11 protein-coding genes are annotated in these 12,043 nt (G+C 69.7%); 10 read left to right on the top strand and 1 reads right to left on the bottom strand.

What is annotated here, in order from left to right; translation table 11 throughout:
* The first annotated feature begins 269 nt into the window (after positions 1 to 269).
* Genes CFP71_RS12070 through nusB form a run of 3 tightly spaced genes read left to right on the top strand, consistent with a single transcriptional unit; the run spans position 270 to position 2,427 of the window.
* Positions 270 to 1,361 carry a M24 family metallopeptidase gene (locus CFP71_RS12070; RefSeq protein WP_093933934.1) on the top strand — a complete coding sequence of 364 codons (1,092 nt, stop codon included), beginning with the start codon at positions 270 to 272 and terminating at the stop codon, positions 1,359 to 1,361.
* Positions 1,362 to 1,399: 38 nt separating this feature from the next.
* Entirely contained in the window at positions 1,400 to 1,963 is a 564-nt protein-coding gene (gene efp, locus CFP71_RS12065; RefSeq protein WP_093933933.1) for an elongation factor P, read from the top strand.
* Entirely contained in the window at positions 1,963 to 2,427 is a 465-nt protein-coding gene (gene nusB / locus CFP71_RS12060; RefSeq protein ID WP_093933932.1) for a transcription antitermination factor NusB, read from the top strand. Before efp ends, nusB begins: the two co-directional genes overlap by 1 nt.
* 180 nt (positions 2,428 to 2,607) lie before the next feature.
* On the opposite strand, the gene bldD is transcribed toward nusB, so the two are convergent.
* On the bottom strand, positions 2,608 to 3,096 hold the full coding sequence (gene bldD, locus CFP71_RS12055) for a transcriptional regulator BldD (RefSeq protein ID WP_003096372.1): 489 nt from the start codon (positions 3,094 to 3,096) through the stop codon (positions 2,608 to 2,610).
* A gap of 260 nt (positions 3,097 to 3,356) precedes the next feature.
* Between bldD and pyrR the strand changes: the two genes are divergently transcribed.
* The 7 genes from pyrR to pyrF are packed head-to-tail and all read left to right on the top strand — an operon-like array spanning position 3,357 to position 11,963.
* Positions 3,357 to 3,953 carry a bifunctional pyr operon transcriptional regulator/uracil phosphoribosyltransferase PyrR gene (gene pyrR / locus CFP71_RS12050; RefSeq protein ID WP_093933931.1) on the top strand — a complete coding sequence of 199 codons (597 nt, stop codon included), beginning with the start codon at positions 3,357 to 3,359 and terminating at the stop codon, positions 3,951 to 3,953.
* Positions 3,950 to 4,882, top strand: a complete 933-nt coding sequence (locus CFP71_RS12045) for an aspartate carbamoyltransferase catalytic subunit (RefSeq protein WP_093933930.1) — start codon at positions 3,950 to 3,952, stop codon at positions 4,880 to 4,882. Before pyrR ends, CFP71_RS12045 begins: the two co-directional genes overlap by 4 nt.
* Complete coding sequence (locus CFP71_RS12040) at positions 4,879 to 6,171, top strand: dihydroorotase (protein ID WP_093933929.1); 1,293 nt, start codon at positions 4,879 to 4,881, stop codon at positions 6,169 to 6,171. The genes CFP71_RS12045 and CFP71_RS12040 overlap by 4 nt, the downstream gene beginning before the upstream one ends.
* Positions 6,168 to 6,677 carry a PH-like domain-containing protein gene (locus CFP71_RS12035; RefSeq protein WP_093933928.1) on the top strand — a complete coding sequence of 170 codons (510 nt, stop codon included), beginning with the start codon at positions 6,168 to 6,170 and terminating at the stop codon, positions 6,675 to 6,677. The genes CFP71_RS12040 and CFP71_RS12035 overlap by 4 nt, the downstream gene beginning before the upstream one ends.
* Positions 6,677 to 7,813 (top strand): glutamine-hydrolyzing carbamoyl-phosphate synthase small subunit, encoded by a 1,137-nt coding sequence (carA, locus tag CFP71_RS12030; RefSeq protein ID WP_093933927.1) that lies wholly within the window; start codon positions 6,677 to 6,679, stop codon positions 7,811 to 7,813. The genes CFP71_RS12035 and carA overlap by 1 nt, the downstream gene beginning before the upstream one ends.
* The gene (gene carB, locus CFP71_RS12025; protein ID WP_093933926.1) at positions 7,813 to 11,127 is read left to right on the top strand and encodes a carbamoyl-phosphate synthase large subunit; all 3,315 of its coding nucleotides are present in this window, start codon (positions 7,813 to 7,815) and stop codon (positions 11,125 to 11,127) included. Before carA ends, carB begins: the two co-directional genes overlap by 1 nt.
* Positions 11,124 to 11,963, top strand: coding sequence for an orotidine-5'-phosphate decarboxylase (gene pyrF, locus CFP71_RS12020; RefSeq protein WP_093933925.1), 840 nt, complete (start codon positions 11,124 to 11,126; stop codon positions 11,961 to 11,963). Before carB ends, pyrF begins: the two co-directional genes overlap by 4 nt.
* The last annotated feature ends 80 nt before the right edge of the window (positions 11,964 to 12,043 follow it).

The raw sequence follows: 12,043 nt of genomic DNA, 5'->3' as shown, positions 1-12,043 counted from the left end.
CCTTCACGCGCAGCCGCTGTGGCCGCTGTGGCCGCTGGTGCGTCTGGGGCGAACGTGGCGATCCTGAAGGTAGTGAAGGCCTCCTTCGCTACCTTCAGGGTAGGCAAGGGGCCCTTCACGCGCTGGGGCCACGTGGTGGGGCAGGGGCGGGGCGCAAGTCCGTGAAGGCGACCCAGGGTCCCCCAAGGTGCCCTTCACGGACCGCCGCCGCTCACACGCTGTCCGGCAGCGGCCCGCCAGCGCGGCGCCCACCCCCTAAACTCGATTCCGTGCGTGAATACTTCTCTCGCCGCCGCGCGGCGCTGCGTTCCCTTCTGGCCGACTCCGGGGTGGACGCGCTGCTGGTCACGGACCTGCTCAACATCAGGTACCTGACCGGCTTCACCGGGTCCAACGCCGCTCTCCTCGTCCACGAGGGCGGCGACGACAAGACGATCTTCTGCACCGACGGCCGCTACACGGTCCAGTCGGCGACCGAGGTCCCCGATCTCGAACGGGTGCTGGACCGCGCGAGCGCGGCCAAGCTCGCCGACCTGGCGGCCGGGAAGAAGCTCGGCAAGACCGGGTTCGAGAGCCAGCACGTGAGCGTCGAGCAGCACGAGGATCTCAAGGTGCGCTTCGACCGCGTCGAGCTGGTCCGGACGCCCGGCCTCGTCGAGCAGCTGCGGCTGGTCAAGGACGAGCAGGAGATCGAGGCGCTGCGCCAGGCGTGCGCGGCGGCCGACAGGGCGCTGGAGGACCTGGTGTCCGCCGGTGGGCTCCGGCCGGGCCGCACCGAGCTGGACGTCGCCCGCGACCTCGAGAACCGCATGCTCGGCCACGGCTCCACCGGGCCGTCGTTCGACACGATCGTCGCGGCGGGAGCCAACTCCGCGATCCCGCATCACCGGCCCACCTCGGCCGTGCTCGCGGCCGGAGGGTTCGTCAAGATCGACTTCGGTGCCACGGTCGACGGGTACCACTCCGACATGACGCGCACGTTCGTGATCGGCAAGCCCGCGGCCTGGCAGGAGGAGGTCTACGAGCTGGTCCAGCGCGCGCAGGCGGCGGGCTGCGAAGCCGTTCTGCCGGGCGCCGAAGTGTCCGAAGTGGACAAAGCGGCGCGTGGTGTGATCGTCGACGCGGGGCGCGGCGAAGAGTTCGGCCACGGTCTCGGCCACGGCGTCGGACTGCAGGTGCACGAGGCGCCCAGCCTGGCCACCACCGGCGTCGGTACACTGTCCGCCGGTATGGCCGTCACCGTCGAGCCTGGTGTGTATCTGCCCGGACGCGGAGGCGTGCGCATCGAGGACACGCTGGTCGTGCGGGAAGGTACGCCCGAACTCCTCACGCTGAGCACCAAGGAACTCGTGGTCGTCTGACGGCGGCCCGGAAGATCGACACAGGAGACTGCACACTCGTGGCCACCACCAACGACCTGAAGAACGGGCTCGTCCTCAAACTCGACGGCCAGCTGTGGACCGTCACCGCGTTCCAGCACGTCAAGCCGGGCAAGGGCGGCGCGTTCGTCCGCACCACGCTCAAGCACGTGCTGAGCGGCAAGGTCGTCGACAAGACCTTCAACGCGGGCACGAAGGTCGAGACGGCCACCGTCGACCGCCGCAACATGACGTACCTGTACAAGGACGGCGCGGACTTCGTGTTCATGGACGCGGAGACCTACGACCAGATCACCGTGCTGGCCGAGACCGTCGCCGACAACGCGAACTACCTGCTCGAGAACACCGAGGTCCAGGTCGCGGTGCACGAGGGTGTCCCGCTGTACATCGAGCTGCCGACCTCGGTCGAGCTGCTCGTCCAGCACACCGACCCGGGTCTGCAGGGCGACCGCTCCACCGGTGGCACCAAGCCGGCCACCCTGGAGACCGGCGCCGAGATCCAGGTGCCGCTGTTCCTCACCACCGGCGAGAAGATCAAGGTCGACACCCGTGACGGCCGCTACCTGGGCCGCGTCTCCAGCTGATGGCCGACTCAGCCAAATCGGGCAAGTCGCCGAACCGCGGCGGGCCGATCAGCCGTCGGCAGGCGCGCAAGCGTGCCGTCGAGATGATGTACGAGGCCGCCCAGCGCGGTGCCGACGCGGTGACGCTGCTGGCGGACAGGGTCGGTTCGGTCGAGGTCGACCCGATCGCGGACTACACGATCTCGCTGGTCGAGGGTGTCACGGGGCGCAAGGCCGCGATCGACGAGCTGCTTTCCGAGCACGCTCAGGGCTGGACGCTGGACCGGATGCCGCCGGTGGACCTCGCGGTGCTGCGGGTCGGCGTCTACGAGCTCCTGTGGGCCGAGGACGTGCCGGATCCGGTCGCCATCGACGAGGCCGTCGGGCTGGCGAAGGAGCTGTCGACCGACGACTCGCCGCGTTTCGTCAACGGTGTGCTCGGCCGCATCGGCACCATCGCCGACAGGCTCAGGGCCGTTCTCTGACAAGGGTGACCACGATCAGGTGACCAAAGCTACGGTGACCGAGGTCTTTTGATCTTTTGGAGTCGCGCGTTTCGGCCGTCAGGCCTCGCGAACGCGGCTGCGGGCCGCCTTCGAGTTCAACGGGCCGTGCTTTGCCAGAGCACGGCCCGTAGACGCGTTCGCGATCGCGCGATAAACAATTCAGTCCTCTTTGGACGGTCGAGCCTCGGGCGGCAGCACACCCCAGTCGATCAGCTGCTCGGTGAGCTCGCCGGGGGTCATGTCGTAGATGATCGCCAGCGAACGCAGGTCCTCGGTGCGGATGGAGAGCACCTTGCCGTTGTAGTCGCCGCGCTGGCTCTGGATCGTGGCCGCGTAGCGGGCGAGCGGCCCGACCTTCTCCGCCGGGAGTTGCTGAAGCCGCTCCAGGTTGATGACGATCTTCGTGGCGGGTTCGGCGCCTGACGGCACCCGGCCCTCCGGCAGCAGCTCGACCACCGGGACGCCGTAGAAATCGGCGAGCTCGGCGAGCTTCTGCACGGTGACGGCGCGGTCGCCGCGCTCGTACGAACCGACGACGACGGCCTTCCAGCGGCCTCCGGACTTCTGCTCGACCCCGTGCAGGGACAGGCCCTGCTGCTGGCGGATCCCGCGGAGCTTGGCCCCGAGCGCCTTGGCGTAATCGCCCATCTGGTGGTTCTCCGTTTCCTCACCCCCAACCGGTCGGGGTGACCGGTCCAGGGGACTCCTCGAGTCGAATACTCAGAGTAATGGTTACGCATAGTTGTCACCAGGTCAAGCGGGTGCTTTCGCGAGGCCTTCGTCACCTGGGGCGCGCCACTCGTAAGAATGAGGGCCGACTCCTGCTAGTGTCGACTCGATTTCCTCGCTACGCAGGAAGTCGACGTCCTTTAAGGACCCGTCCAGAGAGGCGGGGAAGGAGGTCCGCCTTGTCGTCACGCCCGCGTGGCGCGGCGGAACCGGCGGGAGAGCGTGAGCTGCTCTCGTCCGGGGATGTCGCGCGCACGATCGCCCGAATGGCCCACCAGGTCATCGAGAAGACCGCTCTCGGTGCCGGTGGCTCGACTCCGCCCGTGTTGCTGGGCATCCCCACCCGGGGTACCCCGCTCGCCCTGCGGCTCGCGGACAAGATCGCCGAGTTCTCCGGCATCCGTCCGCCGACCGGCGCGCTGGACATCACGCTCTACCGTGATGATCTCCGCCGCCGCCCGCCCCGCGCGCTCGAACATTCGCAGCTGCCGCCGACCGGTATCGACGACGCGGTGGTGATCCTGGTCGACGACGTGCTGTTCTCCGGCCGCACCATCCGCGCCGCCCTCGACGCCCTGCGCGACCACGGCCGCCCGCGCGCGGTCCAGCTGGCCGTGCTGGTCGACCGCGGCCACCGCGAACTGCCGATCCGCGCCGACTACGTGGGCAAGAACGTGCCCACCTCGCGTGCCGAGGGGATCGAGGTTCTGCTGTCCGAAGTGGACGGACGGGACTCGGTTCTGCTGCGCACGCAACCAGAAGGAGACCGATCGTGAAGCACCTGCTCGCCACCGACGGGCTCGACCCGGCGCTCGCGACAGCCGTGCTGGACACCGCCGAAGAGCTCAAGCACACCCTGCTGGGCCGCGAGGTCCGCAAACTGCCGACGTTGCGCGGCCGCACCGTCATCACGCTGTTCTACGAGAACTCGACCCGCACCCGCGTCTCGTTCGAGATCGCGGGGAAGTGGATGAGCGCCGACGTGATCAACGTCTCCGCGTCCAGTTCCTCGGTCAACAAGGGCGAATCGCTGCGGGACACCGCGCTGACGCTGGCCGCGGCCGGCGCCGACTGCGTGATCATCCGGCACCCCGCCTCCGGGGCGGCCCAGCGGCTTTCGGGCTGGCTCGCCGAAGCCGGGACGGCGGTCGTCAACGCGGGGGACGGCACGCACGAGCATCCGACGCAGGCGCTGCTCGACGCCGCGACTTTGCGGGAGCGGCTCGGTTCGCTGGAGGGGCGCCGGATCGCGATCGTCGGCGACGTCCTGCACAGCCGGGTGGCGCGGTCGAACATCCACCTGCTGTCCTCGCTCGGCGCCGAAGTGGTGCTCGTCGCGCCGCCGACGCTGCTGCCTGCCGGGGTCGAGACCCTGCCGGTCACGGTGTCGCACGAACTCGACGCCGAACTGCCCGCGGTCGACGCGGTCATGATGCTGCGGGTCCAGGCCGAGCGCATGCACGGTGGCTTTTTCCCGAGCGCGCGTGAGTACTCGATCGCCTACGGGCTCAACGAGCGGCGGATGAAGCTGCTGCCCGAGCACGCCGTCGTCCTGCACCCCGGCCCGATGCTGCGCGGGATGGAGATCGCCTCGGCGGTCGCCGACTCCCCGGCCTCGGCCATCACCGAACAGGTCCGCAACGGCGTCCACGTGCGCATGGCGGTCCTGTACCACTTGCTCGCCAGCGAAGGGGCAGCCGCATGAACACCGTCCTGATCAAGGGCGCCCGACCCTACGGCGAGGGCGATCCGGTCGACGTGCTCGTCGAGGACGGGGTCATCACCGACATCGGGTCCTTGGACACGCCCGAAGACGCCGAAGTGATCGACGCGGGCGGCCAGGTGCTGCTCCCCGGTTTCGTCGACCTGCACACCCACCTGCGCGAACCCGGCCGCGAGGACACCGAGACGATCGCGACCGGTTCGGCCGCGGCCGCGCTCGGCGGCTACACCGCGGTGTTCGCCATGGCCAACACCGACCCGGTGGCCGACAACGCGGTGATCGTCGACCACGTGTGGCGGCGCGGTCAGGAGGCCGGGCTGGTCGACGTGCACCCGGTCGGCGCGGTCACCGTGGGCCTCAAGGGCGAGAAGCTCGCCGAGCTGGGCACCATGGCGAAGTCCGAAGCCCAGGTGAAGGTGTTCTCCGACGACGGACTCTGCGTCGCGGACCCGCTGCTCATGCGCCGCGCGCTGGAGTACTCGACGGCGCTCGGCGTGGTCATCGCCCAGCACGCCGAAGAGCCGCGGCTGACCGTCGGCGCGCAGGCACATGAAGGCGAGCAGGCCGCGCGCCTGGGCTACACCGGCTGGCCCGCGTCGGCGGAGGAGTCGATCGTGGCCCGCGACTGCCTGCTGGCCCAGCACGCCAACGCGCGGCTGCACGTCTGCCACGTCTCGACCTCGGGGACCGCCGACATCCTGAAGTGGGCCAAGGACCGCGGCACCCAGGTCTCCGCCGAGGTCACGCCGCACCACCTGCTGCTGACCGACGAGCGGCTCGCGACCTACGACCCGGTCAACAAGGTCAACCCGCCGCTGCGCACCGGATCCGACGCGGAGAAGCTCCGCGCCGCGCTGGCCGAGGGCGTCATCGACTGTGTCGCCACCGACCACGCGCCGCACGCGGTCCAGGACAAGGACTGCGAGTGGAACTCGGCCCGGCCCGGCATGCTCGGTCTCCAGACCGCGCTGTCGATCGTGGTCGAGACCATGGTCCGCACCGGCCTGCTGGACTGGCGCGGCGTCGCGCGGGTGATGAGCGAGCGACCCGCCGAGATCGGCAACCTGGCCGACCACGGCCGTCCGATCGAGGTCGGTGAACCGGCGAACCTGACGCTGGTCGACCCGGACACCGAATGGACCGTGCGGGGCGCGGAGTTCGCGAGCATCGCGGCCAACACCCCGTACGAAGGAATGCGGCTCCCCGGCGTGGTGACGGCGACGTTGCTGCGCGGGCGGATCACCGCGCGGGAAGGGAAGATCACCGCATGAGCGACCGGATCCTGCTGACCCTGGCGGTCTTCGCCTTCTTCCTCCTCTGCGTCTTCCTGATGTGGCGTGGCTGGCGGCGCAAGTCCCGCGCCCAGAGCGTCCAGGTGCCGCCGTTCGCCGAGATCCCGGCCGAGCCGGGTGAGGCGTCGCTCGAATCGACCGGCGTCTACATCAGCACGACGACCGCCGGGCACTGGCAGGAGCGCGTGGTCACCCGCGGCGCCGGCCTGCGCACCGGCGCGGTCTGGCGCCTGCACGAAGACGGCGTCGCCATCGAACGCGGCGGCGCCCCGGACTTCTGGATCCCGCGCGCCTCGGTCACCGGCGTCCGCAAGGACAAGGGGATGGCCGGGAAGGTGATGGGCATCGACGCGCTGCTGGTCATCACCTGGCTGGCGGGCGACGTCGAACTGGACACCGGATTCCGCGGCGACGACGTCGACGACTATCCACAGTGGATCGAAGCTTTGCAAGACACTCGCAACGACATCAAGGGAGGTGCCTGATGAGCACCGTGAACGGCACCCGTGCGCCCGCCGCGCTGGTACTCGAAGACGGCCGCGTGTTCCGCGGCTCCGCCTATGGCGCCCGCGGCCGGAGCCTGGGCGAGGCGGTGTTCTGCACCGGCATGACCGGCTATCAGGAGACGCTGACCGACCCCTCCTACCACCGGCAGATCGTGGTCCAGACCGCGCCGCAGATCGGCAACACCGGCTGGAACGACGAGGACGACGAGTCCTCGCGCATCTGGGTCTCCGGTTACGTCGTCCGCGACCCCGCGCGCACGCCGTCCAACTGGCGCGCCAAGCGCACGCTGGACGAGGAGCTGGAGCGCCAGGGCGTCGTCGGGATCTCCGAAGTGGACACCCGCACGCTGACCAGGCACCTGCGCGAGCAGGGCGCCATGCGGTCCGGCGTCTTCTCCGGCGACGCGCTCGGCACCGACGAGGAGATGCTCGCCGAGGTCAAGGCCAGCCCGCAGATGAAGGGCGCCGACCTCGCCGGAGAGGTCAGCACCAAAGAGACCTACGTCGTCAAGGCGCAGGGGGAGACGCGCTTCCGCGTCGCCGCGCTGGACCTGGGCATCAAGTCCAACACCCCGCGCCTGATGGCCGCGCGCGGCATCGAGGTGCACGTGCTGCCCTCGTCGTCCACTGTGGACGATCTGCTCGCGATCGAGGCGGACGGTGTCTTCCTGTCCAACGGCCCCGGCGACCCGGCGACCACCGCGCACGCGACGGAGCTGACGAAATCGGTGCTGCAGCGGGAAATCCCGCTGTTCGGCATCTGCTTCGGCAACCAGATCCTCGGCCGCGCGCTGGGACTGGGCACCTACAAGATGCGCTACGGCCACCGCGGGATCAACATCCCGGTGATCGACGTGGCGACCAAACGCGTCGCGATCACCGCGCAGAACCACGGCTTCGCCCTCGAAGGCGAGCCGGGGCAGCGGTTCGAGACGCCGTTCGGCGCCGCGCAGATCTCGCACTACTGCCCGAACGACGACACCGTCGAAGGTGTCCGCGCGTTCGACGTCCCCGCGTTCTCGGTGCAGTACCACCCCGAGGCCGCCGCCGGCCCGCACGACGCGGCGCCCCTGTTCGATGAGTTCGTCAGCTTGATGGAGAAGAAGGCCAAGTAATGCCGAAGAGGACAGACATCCAGCACGTGCTGGTCATCGGCTCCGGGCCGATCGTGATCGGCCAGGCCGCGGAGTTCGACTACTCCGGAACCCAGGCCTGCCGCGTACTCCGCGAAGAGGGACTGCGTGTCTCGCTGGTGAACTCGAACCCGGCGACCATCATGACCGACCCCGAGTTCGCCGACGCCACCTACATCGAGCCGGTCACGCCGGAATACGTCGAGAAGGTCATCGCGGAGGAGCGCCCCGACGCGATCCTCGCGACGCTGGGCGGCCAGACGGCGCTGAACTGCGCCGTCGCCCTGCACGACCGCGGTGTCCTGGAGAAGTACGGCGTCGAGCTGATCGGCGCCGACGTCGAGGCCATCCAGCGCGGCGAGGACCGGCAGAAGTTCAAGGACATCGTCCGCACGATCGGGGCCGAGGTGCCGCGTTCGCGGGTCTGCCACGACATGGACGAGGTCCGCGCGACCGTCGCCGAGGTCGGCCTCCCGGTCGTCATCCGGCCGTCGTTCACCATGGGCGGGCTCGGCTCGGGCATGGCGCACACCGACGAGGAGCTGGAGCGGCTCGCCTCCACCGGTCTCGACGAGTCGCCGGTCACCGAGGTGCTCATCGAGGAGAGCGTCCTCGGCTGGAAGGAGTTCGAACTCGAGCTCATGCGCGACCGGCACGACAACGTGGTGGTCGTCTGCTCGATCGAGAACATCGACGCGATGGGCGTGCACACCGGCGACTCGGTCACCGTCGCGCCCGCGATGACCCTGACCGACCGCGAGTACCAGCACATGCGCGACGTCGGCATCGCGGTGTTGCGCGAGGTCGGCGTCGACACCGGCGGCTGCAACATCCAGTTCGCGATCAACCCGGAAGACGGCCGCATGGTCGTCATCGAGATGAACCCGCGGGTTTCGCGGTCGAGCGCGCTGGCGTCGAAGGCGACCGGTTTCCCGATCGCCAAGATCGCCGCGAAGCTCGCCATCGGCTACACCCTCGACGAGATCCGCAACGACATCACCGGCGAGACCCCGGCGGCCTTCGAGCCGACGCTGGACTACGTCGTGGTGAAGGTGCCGCGGTTCGCCTTCGAGAAGTTCCCGGGCGCGGACCCGACGCTGACCACGACGATGAAGAGCGTCGGCGAGGCGATGTCGTTCGGCCGCAGCTTCCCCGAGGCCCTCGGCAAGGCGCTGCGCTCCATCGACACCAAGGCCACCGGCTTCTGGACCCGCCCCGACCCCGAAGGCGCGACGCTGGAATCCGTGCTGGAGGCACTGCGCACCCCGCACGACGGACGTCTCTACGAGGTGGAGCGCGCGCTGCGGTTCGGCGGCACCGTGGAGCAGATCCACGAGGCGTCGGGCATCGACCCGTGGTTCATCGACCAGATCGCCCTCATCGGCGAGGTCGGCGCCGAGGTCCGCGACGCCCAGGTGCTGGACGAGCCGCTGCTGCGGCGCGCCAAGCGGATCGGCCTGTCCGACCGTCAGATCGCCTCGCTGCGGCCGGAACTGGCGGGGGAGGACGGCGTCCGCGCGCTGCGCCGCCGTCTCGGGGTGCGGCCGGTGTACAAGACTGTCGACACCTGCGCCGCCGAATTCGCCGCCAAGACGCCGTACCACTACTCGGCCTACGAGACCGATCCCGCCGCGCAGTCGGAGATCACCGCGCAGACCGAGAAGCCGAAGGTCCTGATCCTCGGCTCCGGGCCGAACCGCATCGGTCAGGGCATCGAGTTCGACTACTCGTGCGTGCACGCCGCGATCGCCCTGCGCGAGGCCGGTTTCGAGGCCGTCATGGTCAACTGCAACCCCGAGACCGTCTCCACCGACTACGACACCTCGGACAGGCTCTACTTCGAGCCGCTGTCGTTCGAGGACGTGCTGGAGGTCGTCAACGCCGAGCAGGAGTCGGGCACCGTCGCCGGGGTCATCGTGCAGCTGGGCGGCCAGACGCCGCTCTCGCTCGCCAAGCGCCTGGCCGACGCCGGTGTCCCGGTGATCGGCACCTCCCCGGACGCGATCCACCTGGCCGAGGACCGCGGCGCGTTCGGCGAGGTCCTCACCGACGCCGGGCTGCCCGCGCCGAAGTACGGCACGGCGACCTCGTTCGAGGGCGCGAAGCGGATCGCCGACAAGATCGGCTACCCGGTCCTCGTGCGGCCGTCCTACGTGCTGGGCGGGCGCGGCATGGAGATCGTGTACGACGAGGAGTCGCTCGCCGGCTACATCCACCGCGCCACCGAGGTCACCCCCGAGCACCCGGTGCTGGTGGACCGCTTCCTCGACGACGCCATCGAGATCGACGTCGACGCGCTGTTCGACGGCGACGAGCTGTTCCTCGGCGGCGTCATGGAGCACATCGAGGAGGCCGGGATCCACTCCGGCGACTCCTCGTGCGCGCTGCCGCCGATCACGCTGGGCCGGACCGACATCGAGACGGTGCGCCGCTCGACCGAGGCCATCGCGCGCGGCGTCGGCGTCCGCGGGCTCCTGAACGTCCAGTACGCGCTCAAGGACGACGTGCTGTACGTCCTGGAAGCCAACCCACGCGCGTCGCGGACCGTGCCGTTCGTGTCGAAGGCGACCGCGGTGCCGCTGGCCAAGGCCGCGGCGCTGATCATGACGGGCTCGTCGATCAAGGACCTGCGCGAGTCCGGCGTCCTCCCGGCCGAGGGCGACGGGGGCCACCTGCCCGCCGATTCGCCGGTCGCGGTCAAGGAAGCGGTCCTGCCGTTCCACCGCTTCCGCACACCGGAGGGACACGGCGTCGACTCGCTGCTCGGCCCGGAGATGAAGTCCACCGGCGAGGTCATGGGTGTCGACGTCTCCTTCGGCAAGGCGTTCGCCAAGTCGCAGGCGGGGGCCTACGGTTCGCTGCCGACTTCGGGCAAGGTCTTCGTCTCCGTCGCCAACCGCGACAAGCGTTCGCTGGTGTTCCCGGTGAAGCGCCTGGCGGACCTCGGGTTCGAGATCCTCGCCACCTCGGGTACCGCGGAAGTGTTGCGGCGCAACGGAGTCGCCTGCACCGTTGTGCGCAAGCACTACGAAGGTTCCGCCGAAGGCGAACAGAACGTCGTGGATGTCATCCTCAGCGGTGAAGTGCAGATGGTGATCAACACCCCTTACGGCAACAGCGGTCCGCGGATCGACGGCTACGAGATCCGCACCGCGGCGGTGTCGCGGGACATCCCCTGCATCACCACGGTGCAGGGCGCCGCGGCGGCCGTGCACGGGATCGAGGCCGTCATCAAGGGCGACATCGGCGTGCGGTCGCTGCAGAGCCTCCAGGCGGCGCTGAAGGCGAAGGCGTGAGCGGGCGGTTCGGGGCGAGGCTGGCGCGGGCGGTCGCGGAAAAGGGGCCGCTCTGCGCCGGGATCGACCCCCATCCCGGGTTGCTCCAGGCGTGGGGGCTCCCGGCGGACGCGGGCGGCCTGGAGAAGTTCGCCCTCACGGCCGCCGAGGCGATCGCGCCCGAGGTCGCGGTCGTCAAGCCCCAGTCGGCCTTTTTCGAGGCCTACGGGCCTCCTGGGGTCGCCGTTCTGGCCAAGACGATGAAGGTGTGCCGGGAAGCGGGCGCGCTCGTCCTGCTGGACGTCAAACGCGGCGACATCGGCTCCACGATGGCGGCGTACACGGCGGCTTTCCTGCCCGCGGGAGCGGAACTCGAAGCGGACGCCATAACGGTGTCCCCATACCTCGGGTTCGGTTCGCTGGACTTCGCCGTCGAGGTTGCGCAGGCGCAAGGCAAGGGGCTGTTCGTCCTCGCGCGCACCTCCAACCCGGAGGCGCAGGGATTGCAGAACGCCTTGCTGCCCAACGGAAAGACCGTCGCGCAGGACATCGTCGACACGGCAGGCGCGCAGAACGCCGGCGTCGGTCCGTTGGGTGACATCGGTGTCGTCGTCGGCGCCACCATCGCGCCGGGAGAGCTCGATCTGAGCAAGCTGAACGGTCCCGTCCTGGCACCCGGTTTCGGGGCCCAGGGGGCCACTCCGGCCGATTTGCGGGCCCTTTTCGGGCCGGGGCTGCCGGGTGTGCTCCCCGCGTCGTCCCGCGACGTCCTCAAGCACGGACCGGACCCCGAATCCCTCCGTGCGGCCGTTCGGCGGACACGGGATTCCCTCGGACCCCTGGAAAAAGGCCAATAGCAGGCCCGGGAATCCGTCATGACCAGCCACCCCCGCATTGTGGGCCGAGGTAACGGGTGGGTACCGTCGCCACACCCACC

This window comes from Amycolatopsis thailandensis (assembly GCF_002234405.1).
Taxonomy (GTDB): Bacteria; Actinomycetota; Actinomycetes; order Mycobacteriales; family Pseudonocardiaceae; genus Amycolatopsis; species Amycolatopsis thailandensis.
This window is presented reverse-complemented; position numbering and strand designations above follow the sequence as displayed.